General features: G+C 61.3%; 24 protein-coding genes. 8 read left to right on the forward strand and 16 right to left on the reverse strand.

The features are described 5' to 3' along the window. The first annotated feature begins 5 nt into the window (after positions 1–5). Positions 6–1,223, forward strand: a complete 1,218-nt coding sequence (locus tag AC1DWZ_RS01555; RefSeq protein WP_477167101.1) for an FAD-dependent oxidoreductase — start codon at positions 6–8, stop codon at positions 1,221–1,223. Beyond that, on the forward strand, positions 1,220–2,254 hold the full coding sequence (locus tag AC1DWZ_RS01560; protein ID WP_477167102.1) for a S66 family peptidase: 1,035 nt from the start codon (positions 1,220–1,222) through the stop codon (positions 2,252–2,254). Before AC1DWZ_RS01555 ends, AC1DWZ_RS01560 begins: the two co-directional genes overlap by 4 nt. Here AC1DWZ_RS01560 and AC1DWZ_RS01565 read toward each other — a convergent pair. Continuing rightward, positions 2,251–2,790 carry a PAS domain-containing protein gene (locus AC1DWZ_RS01565; RefSeq protein ID WP_477167103.1) on the reverse strand — a complete coding sequence of 180 codons (540 nt, stop codon included), beginning with the start codon at positions 2,788–2,790 and terminating at the stop codon, positions 2,251–2,253. The two genes, AC1DWZ_RS01560 and AC1DWZ_RS01565, sit on opposite strands and share 4 nt — an antisense overlap. Positions 2,791–2,856: 66 nt before the next feature. Next, on the reverse strand, positions 2,857–3,303 hold the full coding sequence (locus AC1DWZ_RS01570; RefSeq protein ID WP_477167104.1) for a PAS domain-containing protein: 447 nt from the start codon (positions 3,301–3,303) through the stop codon (positions 2,857–2,859). Positions 3,304–3,427: 124 nt separating this feature from the next. Between AC1DWZ_RS01570 and AC1DWZ_RS01575 the strand changes: the two genes are divergently transcribed. Continuing rightward, positions 3,428–4,288, forward strand: a complete 861-nt coding sequence (locus AC1DWZ_RS01575) for an IS1595 family transposase (protein ID WP_477167105.1) — start codon at positions 3,428–3,430, stop codon at positions 4,286–4,288. Here the strand turns inward: AC1DWZ_RS01575 and AC1DWZ_RS01580 are convergent. The 5 genes from AC1DWZ_RS01580 to rpsU form a co-directional block, all read right to left on the reverse strand. After that, on the reverse strand, positions 4,285–4,704 hold the full coding sequence (locus AC1DWZ_RS01580; RefSeq protein ID WP_477167106.1) for a hypothetical protein: 420 nt from the start codon (positions 4,702–4,704) through the stop codon (positions 4,285–4,287). The two genes, AC1DWZ_RS01575 and AC1DWZ_RS01580, sit on opposite strands and share 4 nt — an antisense overlap. After that, positions 4,667–5,185, reverse strand: coding sequence for a Panacea domain-containing protein (locus AC1DWZ_RS01585; protein WP_477167107.1), 519 nt, complete (start codon positions 5,183–5,185; stop codon positions 4,667–4,669). Before AC1DWZ_RS01585 ends, AC1DWZ_RS01580 begins: the two co-directional genes overlap by 38 nt. Positions 5,186–5,297: 112 nt before the next feature. Beyond that, a complete protein-coding gene (locus AC1DWZ_RS01590; protein ID WP_477167108.1) occupies positions 5,298–5,465 on the reverse strand; it encodes a hypothetical protein in 168 nt (55 codons plus the stop codon). Beyond that, positions 5,452–6,228 (reverse strand): hypothetical protein, encoded by a 777-nt coding sequence (locus AC1DWZ_RS01595; protein WP_477167109.1) that lies wholly within the window; start codon positions 6,226–6,228, stop codon positions 5,452–5,454. The genes AC1DWZ_RS01590 and AC1DWZ_RS01595 overlap by 14 nt, the downstream gene beginning before the upstream one ends. 245 nt (positions 6,229–6,473) lie before the next feature. Beyond that, a complete protein-coding gene (rpsU, locus tag AC1DWZ_RS01600; RefSeq protein WP_298685845.1) occupies positions 6,474–6,677 on the reverse strand; it encodes a 30S ribosomal protein S21 in 204 nt (67 codons plus the stop codon). A 206-nt stretch (positions 6,678–6,883) separates the two neighbouring features. On the opposite strand from rpsU, the gene AC1DWZ_RS01605 reads away from it, so the two are divergent. After that, a complete protein-coding gene (locus AC1DWZ_RS01605) occupies positions 6,884–7,441 on the forward strand; it encodes a peptide deformylase (RefSeq protein WP_477167110.1) in 558 nt (185 codons plus the stop codon). Positions 7,442–7,507: 66 nt separating this feature from the next. Here the strand turns inward: AC1DWZ_RS01605 and AC1DWZ_RS01610 are convergent, their stop codons facing one another. Further along, positions 7,508–7,834, reverse strand: a complete 327-nt coding sequence (locus AC1DWZ_RS01610; RefSeq protein WP_477167111.1) for a hypothetical protein — start codon at positions 7,832–7,834, stop codon at positions 7,508–7,510. Positions 7,835–8,026: 192 nt separating this feature from the next. Continuing rightward, the gene (locus AC1DWZ_RS01615; protein ID WP_477167112.1) at positions 8,027–8,347 is read right to left on the reverse strand and encodes a hypothetical protein; all 321 of its coding nucleotides are present in this window, start codon (positions 8,345–8,347) and stop codon (positions 8,027–8,029) included. 247 nt (positions 8,348–8,594) lie between these two features. Here AC1DWZ_RS01615 and AC1DWZ_RS01620 point away from each other — a divergent pair, with 247 nt between their 5' ends. After that, positions 8,595–9,341, forward strand: coding sequence for a COQ9 family protein (locus AC1DWZ_RS01620; protein ID WP_477167113.1), 747 nt, complete (start codon positions 8,595–8,597; stop codon positions 9,339–9,341). Positions 9,342–9,345: 4 nt separating this feature from the next. After that, complete coding sequence (locus tag AC1DWZ_RS01625; RefSeq protein ID WP_477167114.1) at positions 9,346–10,653, forward strand: MgtC/SapB family protein; 1,308 nt, start codon at positions 9,346–9,348, stop codon at positions 10,651–10,653. A 63-nt stretch (positions 10,654–10,716) separates the two neighbouring features. Here AC1DWZ_RS01625 and AC1DWZ_RS01630 read toward each other — a convergent pair whose 3' ends face one another. Beyond that, a complete protein-coding gene (locus tag AC1DWZ_RS01630; protein ID WP_477167115.1) occupies positions 10,717–10,905 on the reverse strand; it encodes a DUF4169 family protein in 189 nt (62 codons plus the stop codon). A gap of 176 nt (positions 10,906–11,081) precedes the next feature. On the opposite strand from AC1DWZ_RS01630, the gene AC1DWZ_RS01635 reads away from it, so the two are divergent. Continuing rightward, the gene (locus AC1DWZ_RS01635) at positions 11,082–15,350 is read left to right on the forward strand and encodes an AsmA family protein (RefSeq protein WP_477167116.1); all 4,269 of its coding nucleotides are present in this window, start codon (positions 11,082–11,084) and stop codon (positions 15,348–15,350) included. Positions 15,351–15,359: 9 nt separating this feature from the next. Here the strand turns inward: AC1DWZ_RS01635 and AC1DWZ_RS01640 are convergent, their stop codons facing one another. From AC1DWZ_RS01640 to pgsA, 6 genes are all read right to left on the reverse strand, one after another. After that, the gene (locus AC1DWZ_RS01640) at positions 15,360–15,593 is read right to left on the reverse strand and encodes a ribbon-helix-helix domain-containing protein (protein ID WP_477167117.1); all 234 of its coding nucleotides are present in this window, start codon (positions 15,591–15,593) and stop codon (positions 15,360–15,362) included. Between the two features lie 133 nt (positions 15,594–15,726). Next, positions 15,727–17,127: a class II fumarate hydratase gene (gene fumC, locus AC1DWZ_RS01645; RefSeq protein ID WP_477167118.1), complete on the reverse strand. Its 1,401-nt coding sequence runs from the start codon at positions 17,125–17,127 to the stop codon at positions 15,727–15,729. A gap of 57 nt (positions 17,128–17,184) precedes the next feature. Continuing rightward, on the reverse strand, positions 17,185–18,390 hold the full coding sequence (locus AC1DWZ_RS01650; RefSeq protein WP_477167119.1) for an MFS transporter: 1,206 nt from the start codon (positions 18,388–18,390) through the stop codon (positions 17,185–17,187). Then, on the reverse strand, positions 18,387–18,785 hold the full coding sequence (locus tag AC1DWZ_RS01655) for a TfoX/Sxy family protein (RefSeq protein WP_477167120.1): 399 nt from the start codon (positions 18,783–18,785) through the stop codon (positions 18,387–18,389). Before AC1DWZ_RS01655 ends, AC1DWZ_RS01650 begins: the two co-directional genes overlap by 4 nt. A 2-nt stretch (positions 18,786–18,787) precedes the next feature. Next, entirely contained in the window at positions 18,788–19,300 is a 513-nt protein-coding gene (mobB, locus tag AC1DWZ_RS01660) for a molybdopterin-guanine dinucleotide biosynthesis protein B (RefSeq protein ID WP_477167121.1), read from the reverse strand. Between the two features lie 5 nt (positions 19,301–19,305). Continuing rightward, positions 19,306–19,869: a CDP-diacylglycerol--glycerol-3-phosphate 3-phosphatidyltransferase gene (gene pgsA, locus AC1DWZ_RS01665; protein ID WP_477167122.1), complete on the reverse strand. Its 564-nt coding sequence runs from the start codon at positions 19,867–19,869 to the stop codon at positions 19,306–19,308. A 447-nt stretch (positions 19,870–20,316) separates the two neighbouring features. Here pgsA and AC1DWZ_RS01670 point away from each other — a divergent pair, with 447 nt between their 5' ends. Beyond that, positions 20,317–20,823: a PAS domain-containing protein gene (locus AC1DWZ_RS01670; RefSeq protein ID WP_477167123.1), complete on the forward strand. Its 507-nt coding sequence runs from the start codon at positions 20,317–20,319 to the stop codon at positions 20,821–20,823. Positions 20,824–20,829: the final 6 nt, after the last annotated feature.

Here is a 20,829-nt window from a genome sequence, read left to right on the forward strand (position 1 = left end):
TCGCCTTGCAACGTCTTGAAATTGCCATCAGCGGCTGCGGACCGGCAGGTCTCGCAGCCGCTTGTTTTTTGGCCGATGCGGGTCACCGGCCCATCATCTACGAACGCTTCGCTGAAGCACGGCCGGTGGGTGCCGGGCTCATGCTGCAACCGGCCGGCCTGCTGGCGCTGGAGCGCATCGGCTGCCGTACTGAGGTGGAAGCATTGGGGAGTCGCATCACGCGCTTCCGCGGATGGACAGCGCCCGACTGGCGGCAATTGGTTGAAGTCGACTATCAGAAGCTGCCTGGTGCGCTCTTCGGTCTTGGCATCCACCGCGCCTCTATCTTTGCCGTCCTGTTGAAGGCAGCGCGGCAGCGCGGAATCGTGCTGGAGACGGGCACTGAGATCACCGATGTCATTCCGTTGGCCGGTGGGCGCGTGCGGCCAGTGAGCCAGGATGGCCGCGCTTTGCCGGCAGCCGATCTCGTTGTTGATGCAAGCGGCGTCAATTCGCATCTCCGCCGCATGACCGGCGCAGTAAATCCGCCCAGTCCCTATCGTTACGGCGCCATCTGGGCGAGCCTGCCCAACACCGGCTTTGCCCGCGACATGCTGCTGCAACGCTATGTCGCCGCCCGGCACATGGTCGGCGTATTGCCGGTTGGTCACCTGCCGGACAAAGAGACGCCGCTGGTTACGCTGTTCTGGAGCCTGAAGCCGGAAGATCATCCGACTTTGCTTAAGGCCGGCTTCGAACCCTGGCGCGATCGGGTGGCGGCGATTTGGCCGGAAGCCGCAGCGCTGCTGGCGGGTGTCTCGGATTTTTCGCCATTCGCCCTGGCGCGCTATGCGCAGTTCACACTACGCAATCCGTTTGCGGCCGGTATCGTCTTCATCGGCGATGCGGCCCATTCGACCAGCCCGCAATTGGGGGCCGGTGTCACCATGGCGATGCTGGATGCTGCTGCCTTGACCGACGCCCTGGGGCGCAGCGTGGACCTGCCGACGGCACAGGCGGCCTACGCCGATGCGCGCGGGCGGCATATCCGCTTTTATCAGATGATGAGCCGCGTGCTCACGCCGCTCTTTCAATCGGATGCAAGGCTGCTGGCCGATCTGCGGGATATGGCCATGCCCTGGATCGATCATCTTCCCTGGCTGCAGCGGCGCATGTTCGAGACCTTTGCCGGCCTCGGCACGGGCTTGTTCACGGCGGCGAGACCTGACAATCTTGTGCGATGATCTACCGCAAGCCGGAACGTCTGCACATCGATGACGCCGTTGCCATCGTCTCGCCGTCCTGGGGCGGGCCGAGCGTGTTTCCGCATATCTACGATCTGGGCATTGCCCTGCTGCAGGCCTGGGGTCTGCGCGTTGTCGAATATCCGACGGCACGCATGCCGGCGGTGGAACTCGCTGCACATCCGGAGTTGCGCGCCGCCGATATCAACCGCGCCTTTGCGGATCCCGACATCAAGGCCGTCATCGCCTCCATCGGCGGCAATGACAGTGTGCGGATTCTGCCATACCTCGATCCAGCGGTGATCGCGGCCAATCCGAAGATCCTGCTGGGTTACTCCGACACCACGACCGTGCACGTCTTCTGCAATCTGCAGGGGCTTGTGACCTTGCATGGACCGTCGGTCATGGCGGGCATTGCGCAGATGGCAGCGATGCCGGAATACGCGATCCATCTCCGCGAGATGCTGTTCGTGCCGGCGGATCAGCATCGCTATCAGCCCTATGCCAAGTACAGCGACGGCTATCCCGACTGGCGGCATGCGGCCAAGGCGGGGCAGGTGAATGAGACGCAATCGCACGAAGGTTGGCGCCTGCTGCAGGGGCGCGGCACCGTCGAAGGCACGCTGTTCGGCGGCTGCATCGACGTGCTGGAAATGGTACGGGCGACCCCGTTCTGGCCGGCCCCCGATTTCTGGACCGGCAAGATCCTGTTTCTCGAGACGTCCGAGGAAGCGCCGTCGGTCGAAACGGTCGAGGCGATGTTACGCGGCTACGGCATGCTGGGACTGTGGGGCCGCGTTGCCGGCCTGCTGTTGGGCCGTGCCGCGCGGTACAGCGATGCCGACAAGCTGGCCCTCGAGCAGGCAGCACTCACGGTGATCCGCGACGAGTTCGGCCGCGCTGACCTGCCGATCATCGCCAACATGGATTTCGGCCATACTGATCCGCAGATGGTTCTGCCGCTGGGCGTCAAGGCGCGGATCGACTGCGCACCGTTGGCGTTTCAGCTGATCGAGAGCTGGCTGCGCTAGGTTTTCCGGAAGGGGTGCTTATTTGGCGCCGACGCGGCAAACACCAGGATTCGGTTGATGTGCGTCCCGTCATCGGAGAGCGGCAGGAACAAGGTTTCATCGCCGACCCAGCGGCCATCGGTCGAGACATAGGGCCGGTTGTCGTATTGCGGCATCCGCTGGCTGACCGTGCGGTCGTACCAGGAGAGGGCGTCTTCGAGGGAAGGGCCGAGGAAGCCTTCGATCACCGACTGGCCGGTAGGATCGCGGCCGCGGATCTCGACCTCCTTGGTGCCGACCAGGCGATAGACGTAGCGTCTGGCATCGTCGACCACCTCGACCAGGATGAGATGTGAAAGCAGGCGCGGAATGTCGACCGGGTCGAGATCGGCGCGTCGGGGCAAGTGGCCGTCCTGCCATTTCGCGCGCCAATAGCGATACATGTGCTGCACTTGCAGGCCGGCCTTCGCGAGCCAGACAGGCTCGATCAGCCCCGGTTCTTCCAGGCCCGGTTCTTCCAGGGGTGTCGCGGTCGCGTCTTTGTCGTGATCGGACATTGTGCCTGCCACCAATGGAGTGGGGATCGTGGCACGCAACCAGCCGGTCAACAACCGGGAAGCAGCTCAGGAGAATTCTTCGGTCAGGCTGGTCCGGCAGATAACCAGGATGCGGCTCACCGCAACACCGTCTTCGGAGAGAGGCAGGAACATCATCTCTTCGTCGTTGTAGCGGCCATCCTGGCTGATATAGGGGGAATCGTCATAGGCCGGCGCCATGGTCGCCGTGACCCTGTCGTAGAATTTGTGCCCATCGGCCACCGATGGCCCATAGAAGGCTTCGGCCACCGATTTGCCGGTGGGATCGTTGCCACGCACCTCGACTTCGCGTGTTCCGACCAGACGATAGACATAGCGCCGCGCGTCCGGCACGACTTCGACGATGGTGAGGTAGGGGAGGAGTTTGGGGATCTCGATCGGGTCGATATCCGCCCGGCGCGGCGGTCGGCCATCGCGACATCTGGCCCGCCAATAGGCATAGAGTTCGCGTATGACGGCACTGGCCGTCGCCAACCATATCGGCTCCTGATCCATCCCTATGTTCACGTCCACGCTCCCCAACGTGTTTTGTTTGGTGATTATCCCCTTGACGTACGTAAGCTTCGTTCTTATATTGTCTCATATAGGAGACGCCAAGATGAAACCCAAACCGCTAACGATCCAACAGTTCTTCGCCCGCTTCCCGGATGACGCGGCTTGCTTGGATCATCTAATGGAAGTTCGTTTTGGTAAGACCATTGAATGCCCCAAATGCTGGAAGAAGGGCAACTTCTCCCGTCTTACCAAAGTCCCGGCCTATAGCTGCCCGAACTGCGGCCATCATGTTCACCCGATGGTCGGCACCCCATTTGCCAAGTCTAGCACGGCTTTGCAGAAGTGGTTTTATGCCATGTACCTTTTTACCACCTCTCGGCATGGCGTTCCGGCCAAGGAACTGCAGCGCCAGTTGGGCGTGACCTACAAGACAGCGTGGCGCATGGCCCACGAAATCCGCAAGTACATGGGCGATGTGGACGGCACGGGCACTCTGTCCGGTCACGTCGAAGCCGATGAAACGATCATCGGTGGTCGCAATGACGGCGAAGGCCGTGGTACGGGCCTGCGCGGTAAGGCCATCGTGTTCGGCGCTGTGGAACGTGGTGGCGAGCTTGTGACTGCCGTTGTGCCGAACAGCCGCACTGAAACCTTGGAGCCGATTGTCGAAGCCCTGGTTCAGGCGGGCAGCACGATCTCGACCGACGAAGCTCCGGCCTATCGTGATCTGGGCAAGTCTTACAACCACGCCACCGTCAGCCATCGCGCCGACGAATACGTGCGTGGCGACGTTCACACAAACACAATTGAGGGTTTCTGGGCCATCCTTAAGCGGTCAATCCGTGGCACGCATATACACGTCTCAACCAAGCATCTGCCCAAGTATCTGGTCGAGTTTGAATTCCGCTGGAATAACCGCCACCAGCATCATGTGATGTTTGATCGTTTGCTTGCGGCGTTTTAGGCCTTTGACTGACCAAATAGGCCACTAACGACTATCCCAATCAGGCCAATCACAGATACCGCTGTGCTTCCGGCGATAATGCCAAGCAGTGTTTCCGGCAAATCTAAACAGCGAAGTCCATGTGCGACAATAATCAACGCAACCACTAAGCAGTAGCCAACAACAAACCAAAAGACTTTAGCCGCGTACGGCTCCATCATTTTGGCTTTGACTGTTTCTATGGTTCTCTCAGAAGCGAGGCGCGTAACCTCGGATTCCGCTGCGTTTGCTCTGGCAGATAACTTGGCGATTAACTCAACATATTCTTGATCACTTGCAGACAAAGCGTTGCCCGCCTGCGATCCTAGATCAACAGGGGCTTTCTCAATGATAGCAGGATCAAGCGACGGCTTGGGCTCGGCGGGCAAGTTCGTCATAGTGCCGTTTTATTGAGGCCTCATCAATGACGCTGTTCTTACCCTTTTTCGTATATGTTTCGAACCATGGAGTGCCCTGTTGGTGCGTCAGGCTAGACAATTGAATTGCACTCAGAGATCCATATCGACGCCAAACATGCTGGATAACCGCTCGTTCTGCATTTGATAGCTGTGAGCGATACGGTGGGGTATTGCGCTCTTTTCCTTTAAGAAAAAACCGCGCCATGTCGTCGTCGTCAGGCGTAATTTGTCGCCCAATAGGCTGTTTCCCAAAAAACTTTGTGTGGTCGTATAGATCACGGTAGACGGGGCCATAATCCCACGCCTCGACAGGCTCGGAAATCAATGGCGCATTATTGATCGCCAGATTCCAGCCATGAGCGATATACGCTAATTTCTGCAACTGCATTTGAGTGATGTTTTCGGCTGCGCCGGGCAACCCCAAGAACTCATTTGCAATCGCGGTCGCGCGGTGGGCCATAGAACACCTCGAAGCAATCGCAAGAGCACCAGATTCGGTCTTCAAACTGTAGATGTTAGATTGGACAAATACAGAACTTTGTCAAGAGAATCATTGAAAAGTAGTTCTATATTTAACTTTTTTCATTTTTAATTGTAGCTGGCTTTTTGCCCTTCGCCATAGCCTCTAGAAGCGCATCAAATGCCTCTGCGTCGCCCTCCGACTGATGATCCTTGGCAAAGCGGTCGAGCTTCTTGAGCTTCCGCGCTTCTTCTAGGCTGAGATGCTTACCTTGAGACATATTGTTTATTCTCTTGATCGCGCCAGATGGCGTCCACCTGAATCTTGCTGGTCATAAACTCTCTCCAGTTCGATCCAAAATTAAAAGCCTTAATGCTGTCAGCGGTAAGTCTTTCGGGGGCATCTTGAAATACCATCAGATAATTCAGTTGGTGCTCACCCCAAAAATGCGACGGAATAATCTTCCACAATGAATCGCCATTTTCCTTGGCCCATATATCCAAACGACCTTCAAATGCGTACTGGCGCATAAGTTTTGTTATTTCGAGTACCGCCGGAAAAACGCCCGGATCTTCTGGTAGATCGGCGGGGCGAGGCTCCCATTTCCCTTTGTAGGCACGCCATATCGCGTCCGAGAGCCAGACATCGCGCTTCGGCGTTTTAATCTTTTCCAACGCATCACGAATGGATTCGGCTTTGACTTGTCTGGCCGCATCTATAACAGGCGAGTAGGAGAGCGGAGCGCCTGTGTGGTGTGTTCCTATTGCCTGATAAGGCTGTGGTGCAAGTGCATCCACCTGAATCTTGTTACGGCGAAAAACAGGCCCTAATAGCCACAAAAGACCACCGACGATCAGAACAGTGGGCGCCAGGAAAACATAGTCCCGTATAACGGGGGCAATATCAGAATTGCAGAACGCCTCGTGCTTGCCAGCCCACGTGCAGAGGTTCTGTAAAGCAATTGAAACAGTCGTACTCATTGCAGCCCACACAACGCCGGCCACAAGCACAATGATTGCCCAAAATTTTCCAGACCAGTCCATTCCTCAATCATAGCGGAAATCCGTTCCGTACGTCGAGGGGATAATTGCCTTTTGTTTCACGTGAAACAAAAGAAGAACAAATAGTCAAGGCAAAAGGTTAGTGGCCAGAATCCCCGTTCCTGAATTTCCTGGGATCAACAGATCCTGAAAAGTCATCGCCCCGCCGGCAGGACCGGCAGGGCGATAGCAAAATGCGTTCTCTCGTCGATAGCAGCCGCCTGTGAGGGCAGCTGGAAGCTCAAGGACTAGAAGCCCTCGCGCTCCATGCGCTTGCGCATCAGCTTCCGGTAACGACGCACCGCCTCAGCCGACTCCCGCGCCTTGCGCTCGGACGGCTTCTCATAGTTACGACGCATCTTCATTTCCCGGAAGATTCCCTCGCGCTGCATCTTCTTCTTGAGCGCGCGCAGGGCCTGATCGACATTGTTGTCACGGACGAGAACTTGCACGGTTTGCCACGGCTCCTTTCGCCGAATGGAGTAACACGAAAACAAAAGACTTATTCGGGCGTCCCTCTGGAAGCCCGTCTCGGGCGATGCTCTACCACAGCCTTTTCCGCTTGTGAAGCCCTGCCGCACAAATGGGTCAAGTGATGACCCCTTCCTAAACCCATGTTTTATGGCCATATTCCTGGGGAATAGCGAAAGAAACGGCGATGGCGATCCTTAAAATAGCGCGCATGGGACATCCGGTCCTGAAACGGGTCGCAGATCCGGTAGCGGATCCGACGAATCCGGAAATTCATAAACTTATCAACGACATGATCGATACGCTGGCCGATATCGGTGGCGCCGGGCTGGCAGCACCGCAGGTTCACGTGCCACTGCGGGTGGTCATTTTCCATGTCCCGGGGGCAAGACTCGCGGCGGAGGACCAGATCGACGGCCAGCCGCCGGCGGGCATTCCGCTTACTGCCCTCATCAACCCCGTCATCACGCCGCTTGCCGAGGACATGGTGGAGGGGGTGGAAGCCTGCCTCTCAGTCCCGGGTCTGGCCGGGACCGTGCCGCGCTATAGTCATATCCGCTACCGGGCACTGGCGCCCAATGGCAGTGTGATCGAGCGCGAGGCGAAAGGATTTCATGCCCGCGTGGTCCAACATGAATGCGATCATCTGGACGGCATCCTCTATCCGATGCGCATGCGCGATATGACCAGTCTGGGCTTCGTCGAAGAACTGCGCCGCTTCGAGGACAAGGAAGCGGAAGACTGAGATGCCAACGGGCGGCATCTCTGCCGCCCGTCGCTTGGATGGGTGATGCGAAACAGTGATCAGCCGTTAGCTGCCGCGCTCGCCGCCTTCGCCGCCACCATCATTTCCGCCGCCACCGCCACCGCCACCGCCACCGTTGCCGCCGCCGGGACCTTCCTTGTCCTTGCCGTTGTCTTTGCCATTGTCCTTGTTCCTGTCGCTGCCATGGTCATTGTCCTGGTCACGGATGCCGCGCGACGTCGGCGAACGGTCGTTGGTGTTCACGGCACAAGGCTGGCCGGTGAACAGCTGTTTGCTGCAGGACGAATACTGAAAGCCGTCGGCCTGGGCGGCATTGTGTGAGAAGAGGGCCGCCACTGCGACGGCGCTGAGCAATGAAATGCGCAAACTCATGTTCTTGTCTCCTGTCGATAACGGGGTCGATTCCCCTCGCCGTCGCGCTTCTTGCGCTTGGCATGGACAGGAGATAGCGCGGCCGACGCATGGCGGCTGTGAATGGCTTCACAAGATGGCCTCACAGCAAGAAGGCCTCACAGGCAGCCGGGGCGGCCCACGATCGAGCCGCCCCGATAACGATGGTCGATGTCAGGACTTGAGATCCTTCGGGCCTTTGTTGTCGAATCCGCCTTTCGGCTTGTCCTTGAGGTCTTTGGGGCCACCTTTGTTGGCGCCGCCGCCCTTCTTGCCTTGTGCCTCCTTGCCCGTGCTGTGCTCGGCAGCGGCCGCGTCATGGTTGCCCGGTACAGAGATGCTATAGGCACCGACATAGCAGGGGGTCTTCGACTTCACCGTCACGTAACCCTTCTTGCAGGTGTAGTTGAAGTCATTCTCGGCAGTGGCTGTGTTGGCAAAAGCGACCAAGCCGGTCAGGGCGGCCACGGCAATCAACGTCAAACGCTTGTTCATGATGATCTCCTGTCTCGTCGTTTGTTTCGGTTGTATGGGCGTCCTGCCCATGCCCGATCTGTCGGCGTGCCAGCCGTTCCGGTTAGCGGCACCTGTGAACGAGATCACAAAGTTCTTCTGTGGCGTTTCGGGTGGATGCCGGGGCGTGGCTATCCGGGGGTGTGGCTATCCCGGCGCTACCATGGCAAAATGGGGCATATGAAAAATGATGCGGCAGAACTGGCGCAGCAGAATTGGAGTTTTGGACGTGTCCACGGGAAACAGTGATGAAGGCGCCACGTTGACCCCGCCGCCGGCTTACGATTGGCAGGCGGACCGGGAGCTTCTGGTGGAAGCGATCATGCCGCACGTTCCCTTTGACGGCTGGACGGATGCGGCGCTGCGCGCCGGTGCCGACGATGCGGGGATTGATCTGCCGCGAGCGCTCAACGCCTTTCCGGGCGGCATGGCGGAAGTGCTGGCCTTCAACCATCGGCGCCAGGACGCGCGGATGATCGCCGCGATGGCGCGCGAGGACCAGGCTGGCGGCAAAATCCGCGACCGCATCACGCGCGCGGTACGGCTGCGGCTGGAACTGGCGGCACCTCACCGCGAAGCTATTCGCGCCGGCATGTCGTTCCTGCTGCTGCCGGAAAATGCGCCGCTGGGGCCGAAGCTGCTCTATGGCACGGTGGATGCGATCTGGCTGGCGATCGGCGACAAATCGACTGATTTCAGCTTTTATACCAAACGTGCGCTGCTGGCCGCGGTCTATTCCACCACTTTGCTTTACTGGCTGGGTGACAAGAGCGAGGGGCAGGCAGCAAGCTGGCAGTTCCTCGACCGCCGCATCGGCGAGGTGATGAAGATCCCGCAGATCAAAGGGCAAATGCAGGCAATGTTTGGTCGGCTGCCGAACCCGCTCAGCCTGTTTACGGCGGGCACCAGTCCACTTGCGCCTGGTGGTGCCGGACTGCCACTCGGTATGAAGCCGCGCCGCCGCCGCCGCAGCTAGGACCGTGAACGCAGATCCGCCTGTGAATTTCGATTTCAGTCAGTTCGACTTGCGCCTTGCCACGGAACTGGTGGTGGCGTTGGCTATCGGCCTGCTCATCGGCCTGGAGCGCGAGTGGCGCAAGCAGGATGCCGACGATCATGCCCGCATGGGCATCAGGACCTTCGGCCTTATAGGCCTCTTCGGCGGGCTGGCCGGATCGTTGCAAAACACGCTGGGTCCGTGGCTGGCGCCGGCGGCCGTGCTGGGGCTTAGCCTTCTGCTGGTCGGTGATCGCCGCACCGGCGGCAAGAACGGCACCACCACGCTCAACGAGGACATGACCACCCTGGTGGCTGCGCTGGCGACGATGCTGCTAGGTCTCCTCGCGTCGACCGGCGCCATCGAACTCGCGGTCGCCTCCGCCGTCATCGTCGTGGCGCTGCTTTATTTGAAGCCGACCCTACACCGCCTGGTCGGTAAGCTCACCGAAACCGAACTGAAGGCGACGGTCCGCTTTCTGGTGATCTCTCTGGTCATTCTGCCGGTTCTGCCGGACCAGAGTTACGGCCCCTATGGCGCCTTCAACCCACGCAGCACCTGGCTGCTGGTGGTGATGATCTCGGGCCTGTCCTTCATCGGCTATTTCGCGATCCGCGCGCTGGGGGCGACCCTGGGGGTGCTGGCCACCGGCCTGTTCGGTGGCATGGCATCCTCCACCGCCACGACCATCGCATTCGCACGGCTTGCCGGCGACAAGCCGGCGCAGGGGCCCATGCTGGCTGCTGGCGCCATTCTTGCCAATGCGGTGATGGCTCTCCGGGTTCTTATCCTGACGGCGGTGCTGGCGCCGACCTTGGCCAGTGCGCTTGCCCTGCCGCTGGGCCTGGCGGCTGCTGTCGCTGCCGGGTTCGTGGCCTTCATCTGGTACAGCGCGCGGCACAGCAAGCTGGCATCTGACGAAATGGCCTTGTCCAACCCGTTCGAACTGACCCAGGCGATCAAATTCGCATTGCTGCTGACCGTCATCCAGATATTGGAGCAGCTGCTCAGCGACAAGTTCGGCGAGGCTGGGCTCTATGTTCTGGCGGCCATCACGGGCCTTGCCGATCTCGATGCCATCACCTTGTCGGTGGCGCGTGATGTAACGGGGGAATCGGACGTGATGCGCGGCGTGATCGCGATCCTGATCGCCATGGCATCCAGCATCCTGGTGAAGAGTATCATTGCAAGTCGCGCCGGGGGCACATTTGCACGCTGGAGTGTCGTGGCGCTCATGGCCATGATTGTGGCGGCCGGCCTGGGTGCCCTGTTGCAGCAGGCCATCTTCTGACCGCCTCGTTCCAGCCGGCCCGCTTCCAGTTGGCCCGGTTCCAGTCGGTTTGGCCGCACAGTGTTATTTCTCGTCCTTGGGCGTCAGTTCCTTGCCGGCCAGAAGCTGCGCGCGGCGTTCCTGTTCGCGGCGGTCATTGGCCTTTTCGGTCTTGCTGCGACCAAATCGGACGCGGTTTTCCGCAGCCTCGCGGGTTTCCGAGTCGCGCGCCTTGGCTTTCTTGAAACGGTTGAGATTGACGATCTCGGCCAATTCGACCTCACGGAACTGTCACTTCGGGGCAATATTCCAACCTTGCCCCATCTTCACTCCAAAGGCGATAATGGCGCCAAGCGGGGCTGTGTTCAAGCGGCCCTCATCATAGAGATGCCGACCGGTCCGAATGTATCGCCAGGACCCTGCCGGCCATAGACTGGGAGACTGCGGTTATGAAAAAAGCGCTGAAGATCGGCGGCGGCATTCTTGCCGTCATCATCGTCCTGCTGCTGGTCGCCCCATTCTTTATCAACCTCAACAGCTATAAGGGGCTGATCGCCGAGAAGGCCAAGGAAGCGACCGGCCGCGATCTGGTGATCGACGGCGATATCTCGCTGTCCTTGCTGCCGATCCCCTCAGTCTCGGTCGAAGGCATCAAATTCGGCAATGCCGCCGAGGGCTCCGCTGCCAACATGGCGGAGATCGACAAGGTCAAGGTGAAGGTCGCCTTGATGCCGCTCCTCTCCGGCAAGGCAGAGATCAAGAGCATCGAACTGGTCAACCCGACCATCGTGCTGGAGAAGTTGCCCGACGGCAAAGGCAATTGGGAAATCACCCCGCCTGCGGCCGACGCAGCGGCGACACCCGATGTCGGCGCGGAAAGTGGCGGCAGCAAGTTCGACCTGTCCATCGAAGGCGCCAGCATCACCGATGGCACGCTGGTCTATCGCGACCTCACGACCGCAAGCGAGCAACGCGTCGAAGATCTCAATGTCGATCTGTCGCTGGGCAGCCTGCAGGGGCCGTTCAAGGCCACCGGTGGCGTTACGGCCATGGGTATGCCGGTCGGCTTCGACGTCGATGTGGGGCGGCTCGATCCCGCGCAGCCGATGCCGATCAACCTGACGCTGAAGATCGAACAGGCCGGTGCCAGCATCGGCTTCTCCGGCAATGCCAATCTCAAGGCCGCTGAAACTGCGGACCAGCCGATCGTCATCGGCAAGCTCACCGGCAAGGGCGATTCCGTGGCCAAGCTGATCGCGGTGTTGTCGGGTGGCAAGGCGGAAGAGGGGCCGCTGGCGCAGGGCTTCGCACTGGATGGCGACATCGTCGCTGGCAAGAGTGCCGCCGATCTCAAGAACTTCACGGCAAGCCTTGGCGACATGACGGCCAAGGGTTCGGTCTCGGCCAAGATGGGCGAGGTCACCACGGTCGATGCCAATCTCGCCATGGGCCGCCTCGATCTCGACAAGCTGATGCCGGTGAAAGCCGCTGAGTCCGCCGAAACAGCGCCTGCCGCCGGTGCCGAGGGTGCTGCAGCGCCAGGCACATTCTCGTTGCCGGCCGCTATCAATGCCAATGCCACGGTCACGGTCGATCAAGTGGTGTACCAGGGCAATGCCATCGACCAGGTGAAGGTCGTGGCGGCCTTGGCCGATGCCAAACTCAACCTCACGGAGCTTTCGGCGCAGCTGCCGGGTGCCACCAAGGTCAAGCTGGGCGGCACCTTGCAGGCACAGAACGGCCAGCCGGCCTTTGCCGGCGGGCTCGACCTCAATGCCGGCAATCTCCGCGCGCTCATCGACGCCTTCGCCAAGGGCGCGGTCGATTCCGTGCCTAGCGACCGCCTCCGTTCCTTTGCGCTCAACAGCCGCGTCACGTTCACGCCGACCCAGGTGGCGCTTGCCGACCTCGCGGCCAAACTTGATTCCACCAAGATCGCCGGCGGTATCACCGTCGCGCTGCCGGACGGCAAACAGCGCCAGCGCATGGCGTTTGGCGTCGGCCTGTCGGTCGACCAGATGAATCTGGATGGCTACATGCCGAAGAAAGCGGCTGCCACGACCGCCGCCACGACGGGCAAGCCGGCCGATGTCGGTGGCAATCCGCTGAAGGCCCTGGCGCCGCTGGGCGATCTCGATGCCAATATCGAGTTGCGCGCCGGTGCGCTCACCATGAACGAGCAGCAGGTCAAAAAACTGCACGCCTTGATCGGTCTTGCCGGCGGTGTGCTGACCATCGAGGATCTGTCGGTTGGCGATCTCATGGGCGGCAAGGGTGCCGTCAAGGGGCAGATTGTCGAACTCAAGGGCAATCCGCGCTTCGATCTCGATTTCGACGTGACCGCCAAGGACGCGGGCAAGCTCGCGCAGATGGCGGGTGCGGCACCCGCAGGAAAACTGGGTGCGCTCGACCTCAAGGGCAAGGCGTCCGGTGGCGGCGACGAAGTCTCCTATGACATTGCCATGAAGATGAGCGGCATCGGTCTCAACGGGACTGCCAAGGGTGGTGCAGCCGGGCTGCTGGCGGGTGGCATCCCGCGCGTCAATTCTGTGTTCGACATCAAGATCGACAAGCTGGCGCCATTGGTAGCCCTGGGTGGCGGCGGTGCCGATCAAGCAACACAGTTGAAGGCTGCCGACAATCTCGGATCGGTGAGCTTCAAGGGCAACGCGCAAAGCGGCACGGACGATCTGGCCTATGACATCGATCTGGCCATGAGCGGGATCGGTGGTGCCGGCAAGCTTTCGGGCAAGATTACCGGGATTTCCGCGACACCCTTGGTCGATACCACGCTCGACCTCCGCGCCGACCGTCCGGCACCGTTGCTGCAGCTTGCCGGCCTTGCCGGACCGAAGGCGCAAGCGATGGGCACGCTCGCTGTGAAGGGCGTGCTCAAAGGTGGTGCCGACGATCTCAACCTCGATCTCGGTCTCCAGGCGGCGGGGGCGACGGCGAAACTTGCCGGCAACATCAAAGCGAAGGCCGATCCGATGGCCTTCGACATCACCCTTCAGGCCAATCATCCGGAATTCACCCAGCTGCTGGCGCTTGCCGACATGCCGAGCTCGGGTGCCAAGGCCGGGCCGCTGGCGCTGCAGGCCAAGGCCAGCGGCACGACGAAGAAGGCGGCGGTGAGCGGGCTCGATTTCAAATGGGGCGATTCCAGCCTGACCGGCGATGCCGACTACGACGCCACGGGTGCCAAGCCGATGATCAAGGCGAACCTCGTCGGCGGCACGGTCAATCTGGTGCCGTTCATGGGGCCAAGCAGCGGCAAGTCCGCGGCACCGGCCACGACAACGACCAAGAGCGGCGGTGCGCCCTGGTCCAATGAACCGCTCGACCTCTCGGCCCTCAAGGGCCAGGACGCCGACGTCGACTTCAAGGCGGATTCGCTGATCATGCCTGACCAGCGCATCGACAATATCGTGGCCAAGCTCACGGTGAAGGATGGTGTTCTCAACATCAGCACGCTGACCGGCAACATCTATGGCGGTGCCTTCAATCTGTCCGGCACCTCGGTCGACGCGCGCACGACGCCGCAGATCGCCGCCAAGATCGCGGTCGACAAGATCCAGATTGGTCAGTTGCTGGGTGGCGGCATCGCCGGCAATCAGCTCAAGGGTCCGCTCTCGCTCAACCTCGACCTCACCGGTGCCGGCGAGAGCCAGGCGGCGATCGTGCGCTCACTCACCGGCAAGGGTGATCTCGGCGGCACGATGATGATCATCGGCAAGGTCGAACAGACCGTAGGCTCGGCTTTGCTTGGCGTGCTTGGCCAGAAGGTCAAGCAGGTGAAGGGTGTGGCCGACAGTATCAATGGGGTCATCGGCTCCTATACCGGCGTCGACAACGAGCTTTCCGGCACGTTCAATGTCGCCCAAGGTGTCCTCGATACGCAGGATTTTGCCTTCGCCAATCCGAAGGCGCGCGGCACCGCCAAGGGCCAAGTCGATCTTGGCGCCTGGGCACTCAACATGCTGGTCGATCTCTTCGGCCAGCAGGCCGAACAGGCTTTCATGAGCATCAATCTCACCGGCCCGGTCAACGGACCGACGCCGGCCTTCTCCGGCAATGGGGCGGCAGGCGCCGCTGGCGCTGCCAGCGGCCTGGTGCCGGGTCTCAACCTGCCGGGCATCGGCGCCATTCCGGGGCTTACCGGCACCGGCACCAATGCCACGACGACGGGCGAGCCAGGCGCTGCGGCGGCACCGGCGGGCGGGCTCCTGGATCAGGTGCCCGGCGTCGGCGATCTTCTGGGTGGCAGCAAGAAAAAGAAGAAGGATGCGGCGGCCGCACCGGCTGCTGCAGAACCGGCAACCGAGCCCGGCGCGGCGGCCCCCGCCAATGCCGTCCCCGCCGAGGTAGCACCAACTGAGGTCGCTCCTGCTGAGGCAGCACCGGCTGCTGAACCTGGTGCGGCGCCGGCAGAGGCGGTACCTGCGGAAGCGGCACCGGCCACGGTTGCCCCGGCCGAAGAAGCGCCGGCGGCTGAACCAGGTGCAGCACCTGCGGAAGCAGCCCCGGTCGAAGCGGCACCGGCTGAAGCCGCTCCTGCCGAAGCTGCACCCGCAGAGGCGGCTCCGGCTGAAGCGGCGCCCGCAGAAGCAGCACCCGCTGAAGCAGCACCGGCTGAAGCTGTACCAGAAAATGCCGTGCCCACTGATCCGGCGGTGGTCCCACCGGTTGAACCCGGCGCCGCAGCGCCCGCGCAGTAGACGATGGCGTCAGCGCGCCTGCTGGGCGCGCAGCACGAAGACGCGAATGGCACTGGAAAGATTGGGCGCGCCGGGATCCTCCCCGCGCGCCCGATCTATGTCTGCGATGATCGCAGCGACGGAGTTTTGCCGCGCTTCGGCGATATCCTTCAGCGCCAGCCAGAACGCCTGCTCCAGCGTCACCGACGTGCTGTGACCGGCGATGTTGACGGAGCGCTTCTTGAGGGCGGTGGGTGAGGTCAAGTAGACAACCCCTCACCCCAACCCCTCTCCCCGCAAGCGGGGCGAGGGGCCCTCAAACGAACTCGGTCAGAACTCCCTCGCCCCACGAAGTGGGGAGAGGGTCGGGGTGAGGGGCGCTTTGAGCGTGCGGAGCTCACTTCGGGCCGAGCATGTCCTGCGGACGGACCCATTTGTCGAACTGGTCGGCGGTGAGGAGCTTCAGCGCGAGGGCCGCTTCCTTGAGGCTGGTGCCCTCCTTATGCGCCTTCTTGGCGACCTTGGCGGCATTGTCGTAGCCGATATGGGTGTTGAGCGCCGTCACCAGCATCAGCGACTGCTCCAGCGACTGCTGTATGCGCGGCAGGTTGGGCGTGATGCCGACGACGCAATTGTCGGTGAAGCTCAGGGCGGCATCGGCGATCAGCTGGCCCGATTGCAGCACATTGTGGATGATCACCGGCTTGAACACGTTGAGCTCAAGATGACCGTTCGAGCCTGAGACCGTGACAGCGACATTGTTGCCCATGATCTGTGCGCAGACCATCGTCATGGCTTCGGCCTGGGTCGGGTTGACCTTGCCCGGCATGATCGACGAACCGGGCTCGTTTTCCGGCAGGTTGATTTCGGCAAGACCCGAGCGCGGGCCGGAGCCCAGCAGGCGGATGTCGTTGGCGATCTTCATCAGCGAGACGGCGATCACGTTGTAGACGCCCGAGATTTCGACAAACACGTCATGGGCCGCCATGCCTTCAAACTTGTTGGCAGCCGATTTGTATTTCTGCCCCGTCAGCTTGGCGAGTTCGCTGGCGAAGGCCTTGTCGAAGCCCTTGGCGGCATTGAGGCCGGTACCGACCGCGGTACCACCCTGCGGCACGGAGAGGAGGCGCGGTGCCGTCGCCATGATGCGGTCGATGCCAAAGCGGATCTGCGCGGCATAGGCCGAGAATTCCTGGCCCAGCGTCACCGGCGTCGCATCCTGCAGATGCGTGCGGCCGATCTTGATGATCTTGGCGAATTCCTTGGTTTTCTGCTCCAACGCATCGGCTAGATGATCGAGCGCCGGCACCACTTCGTTGGCGATCTGGTGGACGGCCGCGATATGCATGGCAGTGGGGAAACTGTCATTCGACGATTGGCCATAATTGACCTGGTCGTTGGGATGGATCGGCTTCTTGTCGCCGCGCTTGCCGCCCAGCATTTCATTGGCGCGGTTGGCCAGAACTTCGTTGACGTTCATGTTGGTCTGGGTGCCGGAACCGGTCTGCCACACGACCAGCGGGAAATGATCGTCAAGGGTCCCGTCGGCCACTTCACCCGCGGCGGCCACGATCGCCTTGCCGAGCTTCTTGTCGAGCTTGCCGAGCTTCATGTTGGCAAGTGCTGCCGCCTGCTTCAGCGTACCGAAGGCGCGGATGACGCCCGCCGGCATGCGCTGGCCGCCGATGCGGAAATTCTGCAGGCTGCGCTGGGTCTGGGCACCCCACAGCTTGTCCGCCGGCACGTTGATCGGGCCCATGGAATCGGTTTCGGTACGCGTTGCCGGCTTCTTCGCCATCGTCAATCTCCTCGTCAAAACGATAATATGGCCCCGTTCTAGCGATTTTCCCTGCCGTTAGGAAGGGCGGCGGATCAAAGTGGGACCGAACCCGGCCACCAGTCCCATGGCGGCAAAGGCCACGATCCAGCCCAGGCGCGTGTCGGCGCCGAACAGGTCGAGGACGAGGCCCACGACCAATGGCCCCAACGAGGCGCCGGCAAAGCCGATCAGGGTATGGAGGGCCATGGTGGCGCCCTTGAGCTCCGCCGGCGCACTCTCCACGGCGCCCGCCGTCAGGGTGGCGCTGTCGGCGCTGACCGTGACCGTATAGAGCGCCAGGAGGGCCAGCGCGGCCGCCAGCGGCCAGGTGGCGCTCCAGCCGATGACCAGGCTCAATACCGCTGAGGCTGGCATGATGAAGGCGAGCCAACGGCGGCGGCCGATACGCAGCGCAATCTCATTGCCGATTACGCTGGCGGGCAGGCCCAGGAACAGCACCAGGCCACCCCAACTGGTCAGGCTGCTGTCGGCGGATGCCGCCACGCTGCCGGTGGTGGCCATCACCAGGAAGGCGATGAGCCAGGAGCGGAAGCCATAGAGTTCCCACATGTGAAGGCCGTAGGCGAGGGAGTAGCCGCGCGCCGCGTCGTTGCGCAGCGCCATGGCGAGGCGCCGCCACAGCGATGGATGCGCCTCGGTGGATTTCCGGGTCGGCCGCGTGCTGGTGAGGATGAGGGGAATGGCCAGCAGGCCCAAGGCACCGGCCACCATGAAAGGTGCCTGCCAGCCGAAACGATGGCCGACGAGACCGGCTAGAATCGTCGAAAGGCTGGCGCCGAGGCTGAAGGTGGCCATGTAGAATGCGATGGCACGGTTGCCGCCAATCCCGCTCAAGCGCTCGGTGAGCAGTTTGAGACCCGGCATGAAGGTGCCGGCGAGGCCCATGCCGGCGAAGAGGCGCGTCAAGATTCCAGTCCAGATGCCGTCACCCAGGAAGGCCGTGCCAAGATTGCCGATCACGGCCAGCAATGTGCTGAACAGATAGATCGCCCGCGCATCGCGCCGGTCGGTCATGGCGACCAGGAAGGGAACGGAACCCAGATAGCCGATGAGAAAGGCACCTTCGATGATGCCGGCTTCGGTATTGGAAAGATGCCAGGCGGCCTGCATGGTGGGCAGCAGGGCGGCAAACACGCTGAAGCCCGCCATGTTGGCCAGCAAGGCGGCACACAGCGCCACACCCAAATAAAGAGTGGGGCGATACGTGGCAGGCGTCGTCATAGGAACGGATTGCGCTGCCGGGATGATTTGCGCGTGGTCTTGCGCGCCGGTTTCTTTTGGCGGGCGTTGCGGCTGGCAATCAAGGCGCCGTTGACCCAGGCACGCAGTTTGCGCGCATCAGCAAGGACATCGTCGGGGCAGCGCCAATAGCTGGTGATCGTGGTTTCGCCGCGGCTGGTCTCGAAGCTGAAGGGCGTGCTGCCCGCTGCCTCGAAGGCGCTGCGGTTGCGCTCGTCGACTTTGAGATAGACCTGGCCAGAGGCAAGCAGGCCGAAGATCAGTCCGTCGATATAAAGGCCATAGCCGCCGAACATCGGTCGCGCCAGGAACGGCCCCAGCGAGGTGAGCTTGTTGCCAATGGCCGCGATCAGGGTTTTGTCCGCGGCCAATGCCATGATCAGCTGACCTTCATGGGGATGAGCTGGCAATGCGCCAGGATGAAGTTGGCGATGGCGGCGGTATCGTTGAGGTCGATGACGGGCAGTTTCGTATCCGGTACCGGTCCGTCGCTGAGGATCGCGACATAGGTGGGGTCCGCGGCAGAGAGCAGCGCCTTCCCGTTCGCTGCGCGGAAGATCTCAACCTTGTCATGCGGTTCGTTCTTGAACCCTTCGATCAGCAGCAGGTCGACCGGCGTCATGTGGCTGATGAGGTCGGCGACAGATGATTCTGGCGCATCGCGCAGTTCATGCATCAACGCCCAGCGCTTGGCCGATGCCACCATCACCTCGGCGGCACCAGCAGCGCGGTGGACATATGAATCCTTGCCCGGCGTGTCGACGTCAAAGCCGTGATGGGCGTGTTTCAGGGTCGATACGCGGATGCCGTGCGCGGTGAGTGCCGGGATCAGCTTGGCCAGCAATGTCGTCTTGCCGGCACCGCTCCAGCCAGCGATTCCGAGAATGCGCATCGCGGTTAGATCGATTGCCCGTCGGCCATATGCTTGAGGCCAACGCGCAGATAGTCATAGCCGGTCATGACGGTAAGGACGGCAGCGATCCACAACAAGGCGTCACCGATCATCGTGACCGGCAGCCAATCCGGCCCGGCATCGCCGACGATGAGGAAGCCCAGCGCCACCATCTGCAGGGTCGTTTTCCATTTCGCGAGCAGGCTGACCGGCACACCAATCTTGAGAGTGGCCAGATATTCCCGAAGGCCCGACACCATGATCTCGCGGCACATGATGATAAGGGCCGGCAGCACCGACCAGCCATTGATCTGCTGTGTCGCAGTCATCGCCATCAGGATGGCTCCGACAACCAGCTTGTCCGCGATAGGATCAAGGAAGCGGCCAAGCGCCGACACCTGCGCCATGCGACGCGCGATATAGCCGTCGAAGAAATCGGTGATGCAGGCCACGGCATAGAGCACCAACGCGGCCCAACGGAACACTGGTTGTTCGAAGAACAGCAGGGCTGCGATCAGCGGGATGGCGGCGATCCGCGACAGGGTCAGGATATTGGCAATATTCGGCATGACGGCTTTCAGCGTGGTTGCAAATTCGGGGCGGTGACCTGGAAATTGTGACTGCAGGGGACCATAGCAGGAAGGTGTTCCGGTGTCACAGGGGCGCAAGCATTGAGACGCAAGGCAACCCTGGCACATCGCCCAAAAGTGATCCTTTCAGCCGGTGGCACCCGGGCTCAACACCGGATCAAAGCCAAAGTGCCCAGCAGGGCCTGCAAAATCACACCATTCCAAGCGGTTGGCGCGATCCACACTTCAACTGCCCAGATCCGGCGGGATGGGGCCTTTGCATCGGGACAATCTATTTTCACTGCCGGCGCGGGCCTCGGCAGGTCCGGGGAACCGGATGCCACAGATATGATTGCCAAGAATGACTGCACATCCAGGCGTGTTTGTGGAACAATATTTCTGTTCGTTTGGCCGGTCGTCATATCTGCATTCGGAGGTTTCGGGTCGATGTACGAGGATGTGACCGAGGCCGAAGTCGACGACAGAATCGCTGCCAGTCATGAGAGTGTTGGCGCCATTGTCGCCTATTGGCGCAAAAAATGCGGTGACCAGCGGATGCCGCGGCGCGCGGACATCGATCCCTTCGAACTCAAATCCTACCTGCCTTGCATCACCTTGGTCGATGTCGTGCCTGATGCGCGCCGTTTCGTCTATCGGCTGGTGGGCACCCATGAAGTTGCCGGCCGCGGCTCCGATCCGACCGGCCTTTGCGTCAGCGAAGCCTTTTACGCGGAGAGCGAGGAGGCAGGTCTTGCCACCTATGAATATGTTGTCAGGGAGCGGCGCCCCTTCTGTTTCCGGGATCCTTATGTGACGCCCGACAATTGGCACGAGGAGGAGGATACCGTCTATCTGCCACTCTCAGAGGATGGCATCACGGTCAATATGATCCTGGTCTACACGCATTCCATCGATTTCCGGCCGCGCATCGCGGATTCCCTCATCATGCGATGAGGGCCG

It is taken from the genome of Dongia sp. P2_B8 (assembly GCF_056404715.1).